Source organism: Krasilnikovia sp. M28-CT-15 (assembly GCF_047159595.1).
Classification (GTDB): Bacteria; Actinomycetota; Actinomycetes; order Mycobacteriales; family Micromonosporaceae; genus Actinoplanes.
Genome location: NZ_BAAGAK010000001.1, coordinates 3,973,099 through 3,992,035, shown reverse-complemented (window position 1 = coordinate 3,992,035; position 18,937 = coordinate 3,973,099). Strand labels below are relative to the sequence as shown.

Annotated in this window: 15 protein-coding genes; 6 read left to right on the top strand and 9 right to left on the bottom strand. The window is 74.9% G+C overall.

The genetic code is table 11. The annotated features are described in order from the left end of the window. Nucleotides 1–298: 298 nt before the first annotated feature. The 3 genes from ACMCNO_RS18380 (at nt 299) to ACMCNO_RS18370 (ending at nt 3,834) form a co-directional block, all read left to right on the top strand. Complete coding sequence (locus ACMCNO_RS18380; RefSeq protein WP_412750665.1) at nt 299–1,981, top strand: VWA domain-containing protein; 1,683 nt, start codon at nt 299–301, stop codon at nt 1,979–1,981. 69 nt (nt 1,982–2,050) lie between these two features. Further along, the gene (locus ACMCNO_RS18375) at nt 2,051–2,680 is read left to right on the top strand and encodes a redoxin domain-containing protein (protein WP_412750664.1); all 630 of its coding nucleotides are present in this window, start codon (nt 2,051–2,053) and stop codon (nt 2,678–2,680) included. Between the two features lie 137 nt (nt 2,681–2,817). Further along, nucleotides 2,818–3,834 carry a peptidoglycan-binding domain-containing protein gene (locus ACMCNO_RS18370; RefSeq protein WP_412750663.1) on the top strand — a complete coding sequence of 339 codons (1,017 nt, stop codon included), beginning with the start codon at nt 2,818–2,820 and terminating at the stop codon, nt 3,832–3,834. 93 nt (nt 3,835–3,927) lie between these two features. On the opposite strand, the gene ACMCNO_RS18365 is transcribed toward ACMCNO_RS18370, so the two are convergent. Further along, a complete protein-coding gene (locus ACMCNO_RS18365; protein ID WP_412750662.1) occupies nt 3,928–5,139 on the bottom strand; it encodes an aminotransferase class V-fold PLP-dependent enzyme in 1,212 nt (403 codons plus the stop codon). 72 nt (nt 5,140–5,211) lie between these two features. Next, on the bottom strand, nt 5,212–6,369 hold the full coding sequence (locus tag ACMCNO_RS18360; RefSeq protein WP_412750661.1) for a glutamate-cysteine ligase family protein: 1,158 nt from the start codon (nt 6,367–6,369) through the stop codon (nt 5,212–5,214). A 139-nt stretch (nt 6,370–6,508) separates the two neighbouring features. On the opposite strand from ACMCNO_RS18360, the gene ACMCNO_RS18355 reads away from it, so the two are divergent. Together ACMCNO_RS18355 and ACMCNO_RS18350 are read left to right on the top strand one after the other, a co-directional pair. Further along, nucleotides 6,509–7,873, top strand: coding sequence for an MBL fold metallo-hydrolase (locus ACMCNO_RS18355; protein WP_412750660.1), 1,365 nt, complete (start codon nt 6,509–6,511; stop codon nt 7,871–7,873). A 44-nt stretch (nt 7,874–7,917) separates the two neighbouring features. Then, nucleotides 7,918–8,286, top strand: a complete 369-nt coding sequence (locus ACMCNO_RS18350) for a cupin domain-containing protein (protein ID WP_412750659.1) — start codon at nt 7,918–7,920, stop codon at nt 8,284–8,286. A gap of 31 nt (nt 8,287–8,317) precedes the next feature. Here the strand turns inward: ACMCNO_RS18350 and ACMCNO_RS18345 are convergent, their stop codons facing one another. The 5 genes from ACMCNO_RS18345 to ACMCNO_RS18325 all read right to left on the bottom strand — a co-directional run bounded on the left by ACMCNO_RS18345 (nt 8,318) and on the right by ACMCNO_RS18325 (nt 13,577). After that, a complete protein-coding gene (locus ACMCNO_RS18345) occupies nt 8,318–9,064 on the bottom strand; it encodes an alpha/beta fold hydrolase (RefSeq protein ID WP_412750658.1) in 747 nt (248 codons plus the stop codon). Further along, nucleotides 9,061–9,540: an SRPBCC family protein gene (locus ACMCNO_RS18340; RefSeq protein WP_412750657.1), complete on the bottom strand. Its 480-nt coding sequence runs from the start codon at nt 9,538–9,540 to the stop codon at nt 9,061–9,063. Before ACMCNO_RS18340 ends, ACMCNO_RS18345 begins: the two co-directional genes overlap by 4 nt. A gap of 68 nt (nt 9,541–9,608) precedes the next feature. After that, nucleotides 9,609–10,538, bottom strand: coding sequence for a neprosin family prolyl endopeptidase (locus ACMCNO_RS18335; RefSeq protein ID WP_412750656.1), 930 nt, complete (start codon nt 10,536–10,538; stop codon nt 9,609–9,611). Between the two features lie 184 nt (nt 10,539–10,722). After that, the gene (locus ACMCNO_RS18330) at nt 10,723–11,634 is read right to left on the bottom strand and encodes an ABC transporter substrate-binding protein (protein ID WP_412750655.1); all 912 of its coding nucleotides are present in this window, start codon (nt 11,632–11,634) and stop codon (nt 10,723–10,725) included. Further along, complete coding sequence (locus tag ACMCNO_RS18325) at nt 11,631–13,577, bottom strand: putative bifunctional diguanylate cyclase/phosphodiesterase (RefSeq protein WP_412750654.1); 1,947 nt, start codon at nt 13,575–13,577, stop codon at nt 11,631–11,633. The genes ACMCNO_RS18330 and ACMCNO_RS18325 overlap by 4 nt, the downstream gene beginning before the upstream one ends. Nucleotides 13,578–13,720: 143 nt before the next feature. Between ACMCNO_RS18325 and ACMCNO_RS18320 the strand changes: the two genes are divergently transcribed. After that, a complete protein-coding gene (locus ACMCNO_RS18320) occupies nt 13,721–17,026 on the top strand; it encodes an ATP-binding protein (RefSeq protein WP_412750653.1) in 3,306 nt (1,101 codons plus the stop codon). On the opposite strand, the gene ACMCNO_RS18315 is transcribed toward ACMCNO_RS18320, so the two are convergent. Together ACMCNO_RS18315 and ACMCNO_RS18310 are read right to left on the bottom strand one after the other, a co-directional pair. Beyond that, nucleotides 17,008–17,916, bottom strand: coding sequence for an ABC transporter permease (locus ACMCNO_RS18315; protein ID WP_412750652.1), 909 nt, complete (start codon nt 17,914–17,916; stop codon nt 17,008–17,010). The two genes, ACMCNO_RS18320 and ACMCNO_RS18315, sit on opposite strands and share 19 nt — an antisense overlap. Then, nucleotides 17,913–18,890 carry an ATP-binding cassette domain-containing protein gene (locus ACMCNO_RS18310; RefSeq protein ID WP_412750651.1) on the bottom strand — a complete coding sequence of 326 codons (978 nt, stop codon included), beginning with the start codon at nt 18,888–18,890 and terminating at the stop codon, nt 17,913–17,915. The genes ACMCNO_RS18315 and ACMCNO_RS18310 overlap by 4 nt, the downstream gene beginning before the upstream one ends. Between the last annotated feature and the right edge of the window lie 47 nt (nt 18,891–18,937).

Below are 18,937 nucleotides of genomic sequence, written 5' to 3'. Positions count from 1 at the left end.
CCGGGCGAACGAACCCGGTGTCGTGACCTCGTCGTACAGATCCTCCAGCCGGCGGGTCTGCCGGTCCAGGTCGAAGTGCCGCCGGACGTGATGGCGGGCCTGGCGGCCCAGCCGCCCGCCTGGTCATCGCGTCTGACTTTCGCCGGTGGTGTCCGTGCCGAGGCAAGGGTCGGTTTCGTGCGCGTCGCGCCGTTGAACGCGGCATGGACGCCCGTCGCCCGAATCCGGGCGAAGACCGTCGCGAATCCGCTGCTGATCACGGTGGCGGTCGGGCCGCCGGGGACCGATGATGGGTGTCGTGTCCGGACGGCATCGACACCCCGCGCATCGCCGCGCGACGGCCACCGCGGCGGCCGCCGCCGTGGCCGTGCTGGCGGTCGCCGCCGGACTGCGGTTCGCGCTGCCGCTGTTGGCGGGCGACGGCTGTGCCGCCGGTGTCCGGCTGGATGTGGCGGCTGCGCCGGAGATCGCCCCGGCGGTCCAGGCCGCGGCGCGCGACTGGACCGGTGCCGGGGCGGACGGCGCCCGGTGCGTGACCGTGACCGTACGGGCGGCCGAGCCGGTCGACGTGGCCGCCGCGGTGGGGCGCGAGCAGCGGACCACGTTCGGTGGCTGGGGTACGGGCGGTGCCGGGGTCGCGGTCCCCCAGGTCTGGATCGCGGACTCGTCGACGTGGCCGGTGCGGGTACGGGCGGCGGTGCCCGGCTTCACCATGGCCGACGAGGGCCGGGTCGCGGTGAGCCCCGTGGTGTTCGCCGCCCCGGAGCCGGTCGCGCGCACCCTCGGCCGCGACGCCGGCTACCAGGGCCTGACCACGGCGTTGACCTCCAGTACGACGGTGCGGGCGGGCACGGTGGAGCCGTCGCGGGACGCGGTGGGCCTGTCCGGTCTGCTGGCGCTCGACGCCGCCGCCGGGCCACGGGCACTCGGCGGGGTGTTGCACGCCCTGGCCACCGGCCGTTCGGCGCTGCGCGCCAACCTGCTCCAGCAGTTCCCGGCCGCGGATGACCCGGCCACCCTGGCGGGTGCGTTGGGGCTGGCGGCGCTGTCCGAACGCGATGTGGTCACGTACAACGCGGCCAGCCCTCCGGTGCGGCTTGCGGCGCGGTATCCGCAGCCCGCCCCGGCGACGCTGGACTTCCCGTACCTGATCCTGCCGGGTGCCACGGCCGCGCAGGGTGCGGCGGCCCGGGCGCTGTTCCGCACGCTGGGCGGCGCGGCGTTCCGTGACCAGCTGGGGCGCCTCGGGTTGCGCGGGCCGGACGGCGTGGCGCGCGGCTTCACCGCACCCGACGGCGCGCCGCAGGTGGCCGACCCCGGGGTCCGGCCTGCCCCGGACGCGGCCGCGATCGTCCACGCGCTGGCGGGCTGGTCCGGCGTCGTGGCGCCCGCCCGGCTGCTGGCGGTGGTGGACGCGTCCGGCAGTATGCGCGCTCCGGACGGCACCGGGCGGGGCACCCGGATGCGCGCGGTGCTGCAGGCCGCCCGCGACGGCCTGACCCTGTTCAGCGACGACTGGCAGGTGGGGCTGTGGCGCTTCGCCGGTACCCCGCCGGGCCATCGGGAGCTGGTGCCGATCGGACCGCTGGCGGGCAACCGCGGCGCGGTCGAGGGGGCGCTGGCGGGCATCACCGCGCAGGGCGGCGACGCTGGCCTCAACCGCGCGATCCTCGACGCCTACCGGACGGTGCAGGACGGCTGGCAGGCGGGCCGGGTCAACTCCGTCGTCGTGCTCACCGACGGCGTGTCGGCGCCCGGCGACCTCGCGTTGCCCGAGCTGCTGACGCGGCTGCAGTCGGTCAAGGACGACGCCCGTCCGGTGCAGGTCGTGGTGGTGGGGGTCGGCGACCGGGTGGACCGCGCGGCGCTGGACCAGATCACCCGTACGGTCGGGGGCGGCGTCTTCGTGGCACGCGACGCGGCACAGGTGGGCGACGTGTTCCTGCAGGCCATCTCGCTGCGGGTGGCCGTCGCCCGCTGAGGGCAATCACACACTTCTAATCCTATCTGCGATGTAGGTATTCTGGGTGCCGACAGAGCGGAGACGGTGATGAGGACGTATGTGCCCGGCCGGGTCGGCGCACCGCCGACGGCCACCGGTCCTATCGACGCGGCGGCCGTTCGGCACCAGTTCGAGCAGGACGCCATCTGGAGCCGGATGGTGGCGCCGGGCGACCGGCTGCCCGCGGTCCCCGTGGTGGAGGTCGACCTCGGGCCGATCCACCTGGACCGGCTGCGCCAGACCGGCCCGGTCGTGCTGGTCTTCTTCCACCACGCCACCTCGGCGCCCTGCCTCGCCGCGCTGCGCCGCTACGCGGTGACCCTGGCGCCCACCCTGGACGAGCTCGGTGCGCACCTGCTAGCGGTCAGCCCGCAGGAGCGCGGCCGGTTGGAGACACTGAAGTACCGCCTCGGCGCAGACATGTTCGTGGCCTCCGATCCCCGGCACTCGCTCATCGACGCGCTGAACATCGGGTTCACCTCGCCCGAGGCGGCCACGCCGCTCGGCACGGGCCGGTCGGTCCTGCCGTTCCCCGCCGTGGTCGTCGCGGACCGCCGGGGCGTGGTGCGCCTCGTCGAGGTGTCCGCGGACCGGACCCCGGCGGCGACGATCATCAAGGCGGTGCGTGCCATCCAGAGTGGACCGTCGCGTACCGAAAGCCTCCTCCGCCTCGGGTGACCCACCCGGGTGGCCGGTCCGCGACCGCATGAGGCGCTGCCGTCAGCCCCGACCGCCGCCCTTTCGGGCGGGCCCGACCGGTGGCCCCGCCAGTACCGTCCGGAGTGATTCCCCGAACGACTCACGAGGGCGAGACCATGGCGGGCGAACCGGAACTGCATCCCCACACCTCCAGCGAGTGGGTGACCTACCTGCAGCAGCTGCTCACGCACTACGGCGTCTGGTCGGGACCGGAGGACGGCGACTACGGCGACGAGTTGCTCGACACGGTCCGCGGCCTGCAGCAGCAGTATCAGCTGAGTCCCGCGGACGGTGTCGTCCGGGCCGACCTGTGGGCCCTGCTCACCGGTGAGTCGAACTCCTCCTCCGCAACCGCCGGCCCGCAGGACGCCGGGCACCCCGACGCCGGGCACCCCGACGCCGGGCACCCCGACGCGGGGCACCCCGACGCCGGGCACCATGGCGGGGATCCGGACGCCGGGCCGCGCGGTGACAGCCACCCGATGCACGGTACGGGCGCGCACGCCGAGGAGTTTCCGGCGTCGATGATGTCCGGCGGGCTGCCCGCGTTCAAGTACAACCTGCCCAGCGTGCCCATGGCCGAGGTCTCCTTCGACACCGGCAACGCCCTGGTCGAGATGCGGCTGTCGCTCATCGGCAGCGTGACCGTGACCTTCGAGAACGCCGCGCACGGCGTCACCACCACCGTGAACGACCAGACCTGGCGTCTGGCCGCCCAGCAGTCACTGGACGGCATCACGGAGGGCATCCAGGTCCAGGGCGTCGGCGGTGACCGGGTCAGCTTCAGTACGACGTTCGGCAACCAGTTCGAGCAGACCGAGGTGCGCTACACCCCGCCGAACACCATGTCCTTCCTGGGCAGCGGCCTGATCGGCTACCAGGTCGACACCGAGGTCGGCACGGCCACCGTACGCGGCTCGGTCGGGTTCCAGCTCGATGTCACCGTGACGCCGCACCCGGCGCCCGAGCCCGCGCCGGAGGTCCAGGACGAGCGCAGCTGGTTCGAGGAGTACGCCCCGGTGATCCTGACCGGCGCGGCCATCGCGCTGGTGGTGGTCGTTTCGGTCGCGGCGGCCCCGGAGACCGGCGGTGCCAGCCTCGAACTGATCCCGCTGGCGGCGGGAGCCATGTAGCAACCGGTCTGGCGGCTGTTCCGCTGATGGCGGGCCCGGGTTGCGGCCGGTCAGGCGGCTGTTCCGCTGGTGGCGGGCCCGGGTTGCGGCCGGTCAGGCGCGTCGGGGGAGCCCGGCCAGCGCCGAGACGAGACGGTCGAGGTGTTCGGGCCGGGTGCCCAGGCCGATGCTGGCCCGCAATGCGGCCGGTGCCGGGGTGGCGCCCGGGTCGAGCCGCGCGGTGGCCTCGGCCAGCAGCCGCCGGGTCAGCGGGTGGGCACAGAACAACCCGGTCCGTACGCCGATGCCGTGCCCCCGGCCCAGTGTCGTGGCCAGCTCGTCGGGGTCCGCGCCGAGCACCGTGAACGAGACGATGCCGACCCGCGGCTCCGCCGGGCCGAACAGCCGCAGCTCCTCGACGTGCGGCAGGTCGGCCAGCGCGGCCCGGAACCGGGTGACCAGCTCCCGCTCCGCCGGGTGGTCCTGCCCGGCCAGCACCCGGCACGCCGTGGCCAGGGCGACCGCGCCGAGCAGGTTCGGGGTGCCGGCCTCGTGGCGGGCGGGCCCGGTGTGCCAGCGCACTGCGAAGTCGGCCCGCACCTCGGCGCTGGCCCCGCCCCCGGCCAGGTACGGCGTGGCGGCGTCGAGCCAGTCGGCGCGCCCGGCCAGCACCCCGGCCCCGAACGGTGCGTACAGCTTGTGGCCGGAGAAGGCGAGGTAGTCGGCGCCCAGGTCGGGCAGGCGGGCGGGGGCATGCGGGGCGAGCTGGGCGGCGTCGACGGCGAGGCGGGCGCCGTGGCGGTGGGCGACCTCGGCGAGCGCGGCCACGGGCCACAGTTCGCCGGTGACGTTGCCTGCCGCGGTGACGGCCACCAGCAGCGGACCGTCCAGCCGGGCCAGTGCCGCGTCGAGCGCGGCGACCGCCTCGGCCGGTGAGCCGGGGGCGGGCAGTCGTACCGGGTGGCGCCAGGGCAGCAGGTTGGCGTGGTGCTCGGCGTCGAAGGTGACCACGGTGGTGCCGGGGGGCAGCACGTGCGCCAGCAGGTTGAGCGCGTCCGTGGTGTTGCGGGTGAACACGACGTGGTCGCCGGGGCCGCTGCCCACGTACTCGGCGACGGTGTCGCGGGCCTGGTCGTATTCGCGGGTGCAGCGTTGGGCGAGGGCTCCGGCGCCACGGTGCACGCTGCCGTAGAACGGCAGCAGGTCGGCGACGGCCTCGGCGACCGTGGTGAGGCAGGGGGCGGTGGCGGCCACGTCGAGGTTGGCGAACTCTACGCTGCGGCCGTCGGGGAGTTTGACTTCGCCGGGACTGAGGACAGTGAGCACGGGGTGACCTTCCGCTCGCAGCCGGTGTGCTCCGCCACTGTGCGGCAGGATCGTCCGGTAAGTCAACCATCCCTATAGCCGAGATATGGAATGTTCACCTCGATCCAGCGCGTCGTCGGCGGGGCACCGCCCGCGCAGGACGTACCGTTCGAGGTACTCGGCCACGGCGTCGCGCAGCGGCCGGGCGACGCCCTGGCGGGCCAGGGCCGCGTACGCCGCGAGGAAGCACTGTCGCGCCGCGACGGCCAGCGCCGGATCGGTCAGTGCCGCGCGGGCGGCCCGGTGCCACACCCCGGTGGTGCCCGCCAGTGCGGCGGTGGCGGCGAGGGCCGCCTCCCCGGCGCCCGGGTCGTCGATCAGGGCGGCGATCACCACCAGCGGGACCCGCCAGCCGTCGGCGGGCTGCCGGTCGGCCACGTCGATCTCCAGATGTCCGCGGGCGGCCACCGGTGGCCGCACGGTCCGCAGGTGGCGTTCCAGGTCCCCGAGGGTGGGTGCCGTCGTGCCACCGGAGCGCAGCCAGTCCCGGAACGTCGGCGGCCGGGAGCCGGCACCGGCCACGGGCGCGTCCAGCACGAGGGCGGCCCAGGCCGTGCGGGGGTCGGCCGCGGTCACCGCGACGCCCGGTCCACGCTTGCCGGCCGGGCGTGCACCCCGGGCCCGGTCCACGGTGGTGGCCGGGCCTGCCGGGCCGGGCAGGTGCCGCAGTGCCAGCCGGGTGCTGCGCCACCCGGACGGACGGCCGCGGCGCAGCGGGGAGTTGGCGAACGCCGCGGCCAGGACCGGGGCGACCGCCTGTGCCACCTGCCAGCGCCGGGCCATCCCGCCCGTGCCGGCGTCCTCGGTGCCCGCCTCCAGCGCCACCCGCACCCCGGCGCTCGCGTACGCCTGTGGGGCGCCCGGGGTGGCGTCGGCGGCCGTGTCCAGCACGGTGATCCCGTGCCCGGCCACCAGCGCCCGGGTGGCGCCCAGGTCCTGGGCCATGCGCTCGGCGCAGCTCTCGATGCCGGGGGAGGGCGGCCCGCTGACCACCAGTACGCGGGCCGAGCGGGCGGTCAGGTAGCCGTGGCGCATCCGGGGCCGCGCGGCCAGCGGCTCCATCAGCGGCTGCGGCAGCCCGGGGCGCTCCAGCAGCAGCTCGACCGTGAGGCCGAGCAGCCCCGGCGCGGCGGGGGTGAACGCGGTCGCGGCGAGGTGTTCCTCGGCGGCGGCCTCCGTCAGCGTGATCACGGGGGTCTCCTGCTCGACGTGGGAAACACGATCCTACTCTGCCGATGGGATTTGTGGGTAGGGCGTCGCGCCACCCTTGACGGACCGTCCACATGCCGGGACGCTGCCTAGAGAACCGATAGGAGAAGGGGTGGGCGCGGTGGCGGTCGAAGTCGCGGTCGTGGAGACGTCCTCGCTGGGGGACCGGAGCTACCTGGTGCACGACGGCGAGGTGGCGGTCGTGATCGACCCGCAACGCGACATCGACCGGGTACTGGCGCTGGCCGGCCGTCTCGGCGTCACCATCACCCACGTCGCCGAGACCCACCTGCACAACGACTACGTCTCCGGCGGGCTCGCGCTGGCCCGCCTCACCGGCGCCGACTACCTCGTGGCCGCACCCGAACAGGTGGGGTTCGACCGCGTCGCGGTGTCCGACGGAGACGAGATGACGATCTCCGACCAGCTGCGGCTGCGCGTCGTGGCCACCCCCGGACACACCTTCCACCACGTGTCCTACGTGGTGCTGGCCGACGGCGTCCCGGTCGCCGCCTGCACCGGCGGCTCGCTGCTGTACGGCACCACGGGCCGCACCGACCTGCTCGGCGCCGAGCACGCCCGCACGCTGGCCGCGCACCAGCACGCCTCCGTACGCAAGCTGGCCGACCAGCTCCCCGCGCACGCGGCGCTGTGGCCCACGCACGGCTTCGGCAGCTTCTGCTCGGCGTCGGTCCCCGACGCGGACACCTCCACGGTCGGCCGGGAGCGCGACGTCAACCCCGCGCTGCGGCTGGGTGCGGAGCAGTTCGTCACCGAGCTGCTGGCGGGGCTGGGCGACTACCCCGCCTACTACGTGCACATGGGGCTGCGCAACGCGGCCGGCGCCGACGTGATCGACCTCAGCCGCCCGGCCGGCGCCGGCGCGCAGGAGCTGCACGAGCGGGTGGCGGCCGGCCAGTGGGTGGTCGACCTGCGGACACGCAAGGCGTTCGCGTACCGGCACCTGGCGGGCACGCTCAGCTTCGGCCTGGATGGGCCGCTGGCCACCTGGCTCGGCTGGCTGCTGCCGCACGGCGCCCCGCTGACCCTGCTCGGCGAGTCCGCGGCGCAGGTCACCGCGGCGCAACGGGAACTCGCGCGGATCGGCATCGACCGGCCCGCCGCCGCTGCCACCGGGGTGCCGGAGGACTGGGCCGGTGGCCACGAGCTGCGCCTGGCGCGGCTGGCCACGGCCACCTTCGCCGACCTGGCCGCCGCGTACCCGGGGCTGGCCGGACAGGTGATCGACGTCCGCGCCGGCCGCGAGTGGGCGGCGGGGCACGTCGACGGTGCGGTCCACGTACCGTTGCCCGAGCTCGCCGGGCGGCTGGCCGAGCTGCCCGACGGCGTCCTGTGGGTGCACTGCGCGGCCGGGTACCGGGCCGCCGCCGCGGCGAGCCTGCTGGCCCGCGCCGGGCGCCGCGTGGTGCACGTGGACGACGCCTGGGCCAACGCGGCCATCGCGGGCCTGCCCATCACACCGTGACGGCGATCATTCCCCGGCACTACCGTCATGTCAGGGTAGGGGACATGACTCATGAGCCAGTGGACATCGCCGCCAAGCTCTCGGCCTTCTCCGAGCACTGGTCGCCGAAGGTGGTGGCTCGTCTCAACGACTACGAGGTCAAGGTCGTCAAGGTGCAGGGGGAGTTCGTGTGGCACACCCACGACGAGACCGACGAGCTGTTCCTCGTGATCGAGGGCGAGCTGACGATTCAGCTGCGCGACGGCAACGTGGTGTTGCGGGCAGGCCAGCTCTTCGTCGTCCCGCGCGGTGTCGAGCACTGTCCCGTCGCCGACGGTGAGGTGCATGCGGTCCTGATCGAGCCGGCCGGTGTGGTCAACACCGGCGATGCCGGCGGTGCGCTGACCGCCGCCTACGACGACTCGCTGCTCTGAGCCGCCCGCCCGCGACCCCGGACGGCACCGCTCAGCCGTCCAGGAACTCCTCCAGCACCGTGGCCAGCCGCACGGGCGTCTCGTACATCGCGTAGTGGCCCGCGTCGGGCAGCACCTCGAGCCGGGCGTTCGGATAATGCGCCAGCCAGGTCTGCTTCATCGCCGCCTCACCCAGCGCCGGGTCGTGCGCGCCGACGACCGCCAGCGCGGGCACCGGGTTGCCCTGGATCTCGGCGGTGATGTCGGTCTGCGCCCACGCCGGCAGGTACGCCCCGAACGCCTCCACGGTGGACTGCGCCAGCGAGGCGTCGACCATGGTGTCGAGCCAGTGCCCGGACAGCCGGTTACCCGTGGTCAGGTCGATGATCGCCCGCCGGTTGCCGGAATCCTCGGCGGCGCCGCTGAACAGCGCCCAGCCCTGCTCGTCGAAGGGCACCCCGCCGGCCGGCACGGGGCTGATCCCCGCCAGCCGCCGCACCCGCCCCGGCGCGTCGGCCAGGACCCGCTGGGCCGCGCTGGCGCCCATCGAATGCCCGACCACCGAGAACCGGTCCCAGCCGAGCTCGTCGGCCAGGGCCAGGGCGTCGCGGCTGATCTCGGCGATGCTGAACTCACCGGCGACGTCGCGGCGCTCGCCGTAGCCGCGGTAGTCGAGGAACGCGTACGTGAAACGCTCGGGGTCGATCAGACCCGGCAGCCAACCCCAGCCCTGGGCCGAACCGAACCAGCCGTGCAGGGCCAGCACCCGGTGCGGCCCACCGCCCACAATCGTCGTCATGCCGGGCATTCTGCTGCATCGCCGGCACCGGGAGAACTCATCCGGCGGGCGAGTTCCGCGGCGCGGCGCAGCTGCACCGAGCGGGCCTGCCGCAGCACCAAGGCGCGCAGCGCACCGGGGCAGCGCACCTCGACGGTCTCGGTGACCTGGGTGCCGGCGTCGCGCGGCGCCAGCTCCACCGTGGCCACCAGCCGGACCCGGCCGGGGCTGACCACGGTGCTCACCAGCGCCGGGCCCGCCGCGCGCAGGGTCACCGCGATCGGGTTGTCCCAGCGCAGCGGCCCGAACCGGAACCTTTCCACGGCCACGTATCCGATCGCGTCGCGGCCCTGCGCGTCGCGGACCGGCCGGACGTCACGGACCGCCACCACCAGCGGGGACAGCCCGACGTAGCTGTGCGGGTCGGCCAGGTGCGCGTGCACCGTCTGCGGGGGCGCGGCCACGGCGAACGCGTGGCGCAACGTCTCGATCGGCATGGCCCATGCTGACACGGCCCGCGCCGGACGTGATCACGACGTGACCGGCGTCGCGGCCGGGCGGCGGCTCAGCAGGCGCCCGGTCCGCCGTAGCGGAACGTACGGTCGCTGAGCGCGAGCGCACTGTAGACCCCGCCGGTGGCGCGGACGACCAGCCTCACCGGCTCCGTGGAGTCCGGGTACGAGGCGCTGCCGATCCGTGCCGCGTTGGCGTCCTCCGCGGCCAGACCGTTGCCCATCTGGGTGCACGGCTGCTGGGTGGCGGCGGCCACCTCCCCGAAGAACTTGACCTGCCCGGTGACCGTGAACCGCCCCTCCCACAGGCTGTCCGGGTAGTGGCCGACCCAGTTCGTGTCGTACGCGATCCACCAGGCGCCGCCGTTGTGCACGATGCCGAACTGCTTCGACGTGCCCGCCGGCAGCGTCATCCCGGCCGTGGCCGCGCCGCCGTACGGCACGAACCCGCAGCCGTTGTAGCAGGTTCCCTGGCCGTCCTTCCAGCGGTAGACGAACAGGTGCGGGTTGAGGTCGCCGGAGTTCACGTCCCGGTCGACCGTCCAGCCCACCTCGACGATCTGCCGGCCGTCCGACGACAGCATCGCCAGCTCGGCCAGCGAGTGGAAATCCTGCTGCGCCACGGTCGGCTTCGCCACGGTGAAGTTCGCGTACGCCTGCTGCACCGCCACGGTCTGCGAGCCGGTGCCGTACATGTAGTGGATCGTGGGGTCGGCGGCGGCGGGCGCGGCCAGTGATGCGGCGGCGGCCGACGGCGGCCGGCCCTTGGGGGCGTACGCCGGGCGGGTCGTGGCGCTGCCCCGGCGCTGCTGCGGCACCGCGCCCCACGGCAGTCGGGCGGGGGGTGTCAGCGCCGGGCCGGCCGCCTCCGGTTGCGTCGTCGCGGCCGGGGCGGGTGGCTCCGCGGCTGCGGCGTCCAGTGTGGAGCCGGCGCCGATGGCGGTGGCTAGGGCGAGACCGGCGGCCAGCAGGCCGCTGCGCATGGTCGACACTGTGCGTCCTCGTCGGTCGATGCTCGCGGGGGCGTCGCCGACCATACATCGAGGTGGATCAGCGGCACCCTGGCCGATCGGGTCCTTACCGGACACGGTCGGGCGGTTCCCGGGGCGCCGGTACCGTTCCGGGACGGTCGCTGCCGCCGGGCGTCACCCTCGGCGGCGCGCGAGGTCAGCCCGTCGCCGAGCCACCCGCGTTGATCGACGAGGACTGCAGCGCCCCGGTCGACAACCCCCACCGCAGCAGCAGGTCGTTGTACGCCCCGGAGCGCATCAGCCGGTCCAGCGCGTCGCGCAGGGCGTCGCGCAGCAGGGCGTTGCTCTTCGGGATCGCGATGCCGTACAGGCCCGGCTCGTACTGCACCGTGGAGGCGAGCTGGTAGTACGCCCGGGTCCGCTGGTCGTTGGCCAGCTGAGTGGCCGGGGGGAAGTCGTTGAGGGTCGCCGCAGCCCGCCCCGTACGCAGCTCGAGCAGCGCGTCGGCGTTGGTCTTGAAGGACTTGACCTCGATCGGGCTGTCGCCGCACCCGGTCTGCGAGCGCTTCAGCAGGTCCTCCTGGACCGTGGTGTGCTCCACGGCCACCACCTGGCCGCACAGGTCCTTGAGGTCGGTGATGCCCTTCGGGTTGCCGCGCTGCACGACGATCGAGGTCCCGGCGGAGAAGTAGTTGATGAAGTCGACCTTCTTCTCGCGCTCGGCGGTGTCCGTCATGGACGACAGCACGCCGTCGTACTTGCCCGCGACGGCGCTGTCCAGCGCCGTGCCGAAGTCCGCCTGCACCATGGTGACCGAGATCCCCAGGACGGCGCCCAGTGCGGCGGCCAGGTCCGCGTCGAAGCCGACGATCGTGCGCCCGTCCGGCGCGTACGCCTCCATGGGGGCGTAGCTGGGGTCGGTCGCGAACCGCAGGGCGCCCTTGTTCTTGACGTCGGCCGGCAGCCGGTCGTGGATCGCCTTGTCGAACTCGACCCCCGCGGAGTCACTGCCGGCCGCGGGCGCGGCCGGGCGGGCACAGCCGGTCGCGGTCAGGACCAGCGCGGCGCCGAGGGCCACCAGGCCCCGGCGGCGGGAGGAGTTGTTCATCGGACGAGCCCCTTTTCGTGCGGCGGTGCGGTGGCGGACGGCGTGGTGTGCGCCGGGTCGAAGCGGTCCAGCAGCTCGGCCCACGGGGCCGGACGGGCGAACAGGTACCCCTGGGCGTCGTCGCAACCCGCGTCCGCCAGCCAGCGCTGCGCCTGCGGGGTCTCCACACCCTCGGCGGTGACCCGGCAGCCCAGGCCGTGCGCCAGCTCGATCACCGACCGGACGATGGCCCGGTCCTGCGCGTCCTCCTCGATCCCGCGGACGAACTCCCGGTCGATCTTGATCTCCCGGACCGCGAGGGTGCGCAGTTGCGACAGGCAGGTGTAGCCGATGCCGAAGTCGTCGACGGCCACGTCGATGCCGAGCGCGGCCAGCTCGCCCAGCACCCGGACCGCGGTCACCGCGTCGCTGGCCATGGCGGTCTCCGTGACCTCCAGGGTCAGCCGTTCCGGCGGGGTCCCGTACTCTTCGAGGGCCAGCGCGACCGACCGGGCGAAGCCGGGCGCCTCGAGGTTGCGGGCCGACACGTTCACCGACACGGTCCACGGCCGACCGGCCGCGGTCCACTGCGCCTGGTCGGCCAGGGCGCGGCGCAGCACCCACGCGGTCAGCGGCTCGATCAGCCCGGACTGCTCCGCGGCGGGCAGGAACTCCGGCGGCGGCAGCAGCCCGCGCTGCGGGTGCTGCCAGCGCACCAGCGCCTCCACCCCGTACGCGGCACCGTCGGCCAGGCGGACCTTCGGCTGGTAGAAGAGCACCAGTTCGTCGCGTTCGATGGCGTGCCGCAGCTCCGCCTGCACCACCAGCCACTGGGTGGGCGGGGCGGCGTCGCCGGAGTACAGCACGATGCTGGACGCGCCCCGCTTGCCCTGGTACATGGCGGCGTCCGCGCGGCGCAGCAGCTCCTCGACGGAGCCGCCGTGCTCCGGGTACAGGGCGATGCCGAAACTTGCCTCGATGGTCAGCGGCACCCCGTCGAGGGTGATCTCCTGGCTGACCACGTCGCGGACCCGGGCCAGCAGCGTGTGCGCCTGCTCGGCGCCCAGGCCGGGCAGCACCAGCCCGAACTCGTCGCCGCCGAGGCGCGCCACGGTGTCGTCGCTGCGGACGGCGGCCACCAGGCGGCGCGCGATGACCCGGAGCAACTCGTCGCCGGCGTGGTGCCCCAGGGTGTCGTTGACCTCCTTGAACCGGTCCAGGTCCACCAGGACGATCGCACCGGAGTCGCTGCCGCGCACGGCGATGTCGAGCACGTGCTCCGCCCGTTGCCGGAACGCGTCGCGGTTGGGCAGCCCGGTCAGGCCGTCGTGCAGCGCCTCGTGTTCGCGCCGGGCCGCGTGGCGGCGCAGCGACCGGGTCGTCGACCAGGAGATGAGCGCGAGCACGACGTACAGTCCGAGCAGGCCGGCGCCCAGGCGCAGGTACGCCCGGCGCATCTGGTCCTGCAGGTGCGCGGCGATCGACTCGTACGGCAGGTACAGCTCCAGGACCCCGATCGCCTGCCCGGACGCGCCGGCGATGACCGGCTGCAGCACCCGGATGACCTGCCCGATGCTGCGGTCGGCGTCCGGGACGACCTCGACGTCGGCGTGCCCGATGGAGGCGGCGCGGAACGCCCGGTGGCTGGCGGGCACCCCGCCGACGGTCGAGCCGTCGTCGGAGAAGACCACCTGGCCGCTGAAGCTGCGCAGCCGCAGCCGGATCACCGAGCCGTGGAAGATCGCGAGGTCGGTGGCGGCCTGCAACCGGTCGCGCTGGGTGGCGCTCAGGCCGATGTTCAGGTCGGCGCCGTCCAGGGCGGGCGCCACCGCCATTTCCTCGATCACGGCCGCCTGCGCGCGGCCCTGGTCGCGGCCGCGGCTGTCCGCGTCCTCCCGGGCACCCTGGAGCAGGACGCCGCCGAGGGCGATCACGGACACGAGGCTCGCGGCGGCGTAGCCCACGAACAGGCGGGAGCCTGTCCGGGTACCGCGTCTGCCGGAGGGTCGTGGCCGCATGGACAACCTATCGGCGTGTACCCGGCGCAGTGAACACTTTCGTCGTGGCTGTCCCTACCCTTGGGCGCAGGCTGCGGGGGAGGACTGTGGTGGACCGGATCGAGGTCGCGCTGCTCGGCGCGCTGCGGGTGACCCGCGACGGGGTGCCCGTGGAGGTGCCCGGGGCGCGGCTGCGCGGCCTGCTGGCCCGGCTGGCGCTCGCGGGCGGCCGGGCGGTCGACGTCGCGGCCCTCACCGGCGCGTTGTGGCCGCAGGACCGCCCCGCGGACGCCGGTAACGCGCTGCAGTCGCTGGTCTCGCGCCTGCGCCGGGTGCTCGGGTCGGCGGATGCCGTGGCGCAGGAGGGTGGCGGTTACCGCCTGGCGGTCGCGGCCGACGACGTCGACGTCGCCCGTTTCGAACGGCTCACCCAGGCGGGCCGGGCCCGCCTGCGGGCGGGTGAACCGGAGGCGGCCGCGCCGCTGCTGGCCCAGGCCGTGGCGCTGTGGCGTGGCCCGGTCGCCGCGGAGGCCGCCGCGGTGGCGCCTGGGGTGGCGACGCGGCTCGCCGGGGACGGCACCGACACCGCCGCCGACCTCGCCGAGGCCGACCTGGCTCTGGGGCGGCACGCCGAGGCGGCCGCCCGGCTGACCGCCCTGCTGGCCGACGAGCCGGCGCACGAGCGCGTCGCGGGCCTGCTCATGGACGCCCTCGCCGGGCTGGGGCGCCAGGCCGAGGCGCTGGCCCTGTACGACCGGGTCCGCCGTGACCTGGCGGACCGGCTCGGCGCGGATCCCGGCGCGGCCCTGCGCGAACGCCACCTGCGGCTCCTGCGCGGCGACGCGTACCGGACCCCCGTCGCGACCGGGCCGCCGCCCGTCCACCGGGTGGCGGGCAACCTTCCGGCACCGTTGACCACGTTCATCGCCCGCGACGAGGACCTGGACCGGGTCCACGCGCTGCTGCGGGGCGGGCGGCTGGTCACCGTCCTGGGCCCGGGCGGGGCGGGCAAGACCCGGCTCGCGCTGGAGGCGGCGCGGCGCGACCGCGACGCCTGGGCCGACGGCACCTGGCTGGTCGATCTCGCCGCCGTGACCGAGCCCGGCAAGGTCGCCGCGGCGGTGGTGTCGGCGCTCGGGCTGCGCGGTGGTGCCCTGTTCGAACAGGGACCCGCGCGCCCGGCGGCGGAGGGCCGCGACGACCTGGGCCAGCTGGTCGAGCAGCTGTCCGGGCGCGAGTGCCTGCTCGTGGTGGACAACTGTGAACACCTGATCGAGTCGGCCGCCCAGGTCACCACCGCGCTGCTGGTGCGCTGCCCGCGGTTGCGGATCCTGGCCACCAGCCGCGAGCCGCTGGCCGTGGACGGCGAGGCGCTGGTGCCGCTCGGCCCGCTCGGGCTGCCACCGGCCGGTGCGGACCCGGACACCGCGGGCCGGGCGGCGGCCGTGCGGCTGTTCGCCGAACGGGCGGCCGCGGTGCGCCCGGGCTTCACGGTCGATGAGTCGACCGTCGGCGACGTCGTGCAGATCGTGTACCGCCTCGACGGCCTGCCGCTGGCGCTGGAACTGGCCGCGGCCCGGCTGCGCACCCTGCCGCTGGCCGAGCTGGTGGCCGGGCTGTCCGACCGGTTCCGGCTGCTCACCAGCGGCAGCCGCACCGCCCTCCCGCGGCATCGCACGCTGCACGCGGTGATCGCCTGGAGCTGGGATCTGCTCGGCGAGCCGGAGCGGGTCCTGGCCGAGCGGGTCGCGGTGCTGCCCGCCGGGGTCACCCCCGGCTCGGCGGCCGCGCTGTGTGCGGGCACCGGCATCGCCGCCGCGCAGGTGCCCGAGCTGCTCACCGCGCTCACGGAGCGTTCGCTGCTGCAGGTCGCCGGGGAGGGCCCGCGCTACCGGATGCTGGAGTCGCTGCGCGAGTTCGGCACCGACCGGCTGGCCGAGCAGGCGGTGGTAGGCCGGGTCCGGGCGCTGGCCGCCGGGCACCTGGCCGCCCTGGTGGCCGAGCAGGACGCCCGGCTGCGCACCGCCGAGCAGCTGGACGCGCTGCGGGTGCTGCGCGCCGAGTACGACAACGCGCTGGCCGCGCTGCGTCACCTGTGCGACTCCGGCGACGCCGCCGCGGCGATCCGCCTCGCCCTGGACCTGTGCTGGTACTGGCAGATGTTCGGCCGCCGCGCCGAGGCGGTGTTCTGGCTGGGTGAGGCGCTGGCGCTGCCCGGGCCGTCCGATCCGGTCGCCCGCGACTGCGCCGAGGCGGTCCGCACGCTCAACGCGATGGCCACCGAGCCGTCCCTGGTGACCGAGTCGACCCGGGACCGCCGGGACCGACTGCACGACCTCGCCGTGCGGCTGGCCGCCCACCCGGAGCTGCCTGGCCTGGTCGGCGCGCTGGCCGCGGTGGTGCTGTACCTCGCCGACGAGCCGGACGAGGCCCGCGACCGCATCGACCGGCTCGTGGACGGTGGGGACCGGTGGCTGTCGGCGTTCGCCCGCCTGTTCCGTGCCCAGCTCGCCGAGAACGAAGGCGATGTGGCGCTGGTGCGCCGCGACATCGACGATGCGCTGGAGGTCTTCCGCGCCGTCGGGGACCGGTGGGGTCAGGCGACGGCGCTGCCGCTGCGGGCGCTGACCCGCGGGTACGACGGCGACCTCGACGGCGCCCTGGCCGACCTGGACGCCGCGCGGGCGCTGTCGCGGGAGTTCGGCTCGCTGGACGTCAGCGACGAGATCTTCCTGGAGTTCCGCTGCGCCGAGGTGCACCTGCGCCGCGGGGAACCGGAACGGGCCGCGGCCGCGCTGGCCGCCGCCCGGGCCCGCGCCGAGCACGCCGAAACCGCCGAGCTCACCGTGCTCATCGACGCCATGGAAGCCGGGATGTGCACGCTGCGCGGGGAGCTGGAGCGCGCCGAGGCGCTGCTCGACCGCGCCGACGAACGGGCTGCCGCCATGGGTGGCGGGCTGGCCCGCGGCGATCACGGCACGGCCATCCTGGGCGCGGTGCGGGCCTCGCTGGCCGTGGCCCGCGAGGATCCGGTGGGCGCGGAGGCGGCCCTGGCCCGGGCGTACCCGGCGGCGGTGGCCAGCCGGGACATGCCGATCGTGGCGATGGTCGCGGTCGGCGCGGCCGAACTGGCCGACCTGCTGGGCCGCCAGCGGGAGGCGGCGGCGTTGCTCGGCGCGGCGGCCCGGCTGCGCGGCGCCCACGACCGTACCGAACTGCGGATCGCGGAGCTGACCCGGCGCGGGCGCTCGGCGCTGGGGGAGGAGAGCTTCACCGCGGCGTACGCGGGCGGGTGGGCCCTGGACGCCGCGCAGGCGCGCGCCCTGGCCGATCCGGCGCGGCTGGTCCGCGGGGCGCTGCCCGGTCCGGGCAGCACCCCGTCGATCGGACCGGCCGCTCAGGCGCGGCGGGCGTAGGCCCGCAGCGCCAGCGGTACGAACACCACCAGCAGCCCGGCCATCCAGGCCAGCGTGACGGCCAGGTGCCCGGCCACCGGCCCGCCCACGAGCAGCCCCCGCATCGTCGCCACGAGCGGCGTGATCGGGTTGACGTGCACGAACGCCTGCACCCATCCGGGCAGCGTGTCGGTCTGCACGAACACGTTGCTGCCGAACGACAGCGGGAAGACCAGCAGGAACATGACCCCCTGGACCGCGCCCGAGGTACGCACGAGCATGCCCACCAGCACCGAGATCCAGCAGAAGCACAGGCCGAATCCGATGGCCAGGGCCACCGCGCCGGCCGCCGCCGTGGGGTTGGTGTCGATCCGGAAACCCATCACCATGCCGAAGCCGAGCATCACCAGGCACACGGTCAGGTAGCGGACGATGTCCGCGCCGACCGCGCCGATCAGCGGCGCCGACCGGGAGATCGGCAGGGACCGGAAGCGGTCGAAGACGCCCTTCTCGATGTCGGCGTTGAGGTTCTGCCCCAGCGCGATGCCGCCCATGGCCAGCGACTGCGCCAGCATGCCGGGCAGCAGGAACTGCAGGTAGGCGTGCCGGTCGCCGCCCGCGATGGCGCCGCCGAACAGGTACGTGAACATCAGCAGGAAGATCACCGGCTGCAGCGTCACGTCGATCAGCGCTTCCGGCGTACGCATCGTCTTGATGAGGCTGCGCCGGGCCAGCGCGATGCTGTGCCGCCCCAGCGCGGCCAGGGAGCCGCCGCGGCGGCGCTGCGCCGGGGCGTCGCGGTCGCGGACCACGTCGGCGATCCCGGGCTGCCGCGGAATGCGCTCCGCGGTGCGGGTCGTCATACCGTGCCGGCCGGGTACGCCCTCCCGGACCTCGCTGCGCTCAGTCATACCAGTTCCTCCGTCAGGGTGGGCGCCTTGCTGGTGAGCGCGTGGAAGACCTCGTCGAGGCTCGGCAGGTGCAGGGCCAGCTCGGTGACCTCGATCCCGGCCCGGCGCAGCGGGGGCAGCAGCTCGTCGAGGGCCAGGTCGGCGGTCACCGGTACGGACGCGGCGCCGGGGCGGGACCCGGCGGCGGTGTCCGCCGAGGCGGTGGTGCCGGGCGCGGCGACGGCATCGAGCAGCGTGAGCACCTCGGGCAGCCGGGCCGGGTCGGTCGGGCGTACCCGCAGGGTCTGCCCGCCCACCCGGCGCTTCAGGCCGTCCGGGGTGTCGTGGGCGATGACCCGGCCGGAGTTGATCACCACGATCTCGTCGGCCAGCGCGTCCGCCTCCTCCAGGTACTGCGTGGTCAGCAGCACGCTGGCACCCTGGGTGACCTGCGTGCGCACCACGTTCCACATGTCCTCGCGCTTGGCCGGGTCCAGGCCGGTCGTCGGCTCGTCCAGGAAGATCACCTCGGGGTGGCCGACCAGGCTGGCGGCGAGGTCCAGGCGGCGGCGCATGCCCCCGGAGTAGGTCTTGGCCGGGCGCCCGGCCGCCTCGGTCAGGTCGAACCAGCCCAGCAGCTCGTCGGCGCGGCGCCGGGCGTCCTTGCGGGTCAGGTCGAGCAGCTCGCCGATGAGCACCAGGTTCTGCACGCCGGTCAGGTCCTCGTCGACGGAGGCGTACTGGCCGGTCAGGCCGATGCGGCGGCGCACCTTCTGCGGCTCGCGCAGCACGTCGAGCCCGGCCACCTGGGCGGTGCCGGCGTCCGGGCGCAGCAGGGTGGCCAGCACCCGTACCGCGGTGGTCTTGCCGGCGCCGTTGGGGCCCAGCACCCCGAGCACGGTGCCGCGGCGCATCGCCAGGTCCACCCCGTCGAGCGCCTGGGTGTCCCCGAACCGTTTGCGCAGCCCTTCGGCGCGTACGGCCAGTTCGGTCACTGTCGTGTCCTTCCTCAGCGGCCCGGCCGGTGCCGGACCTCATGACA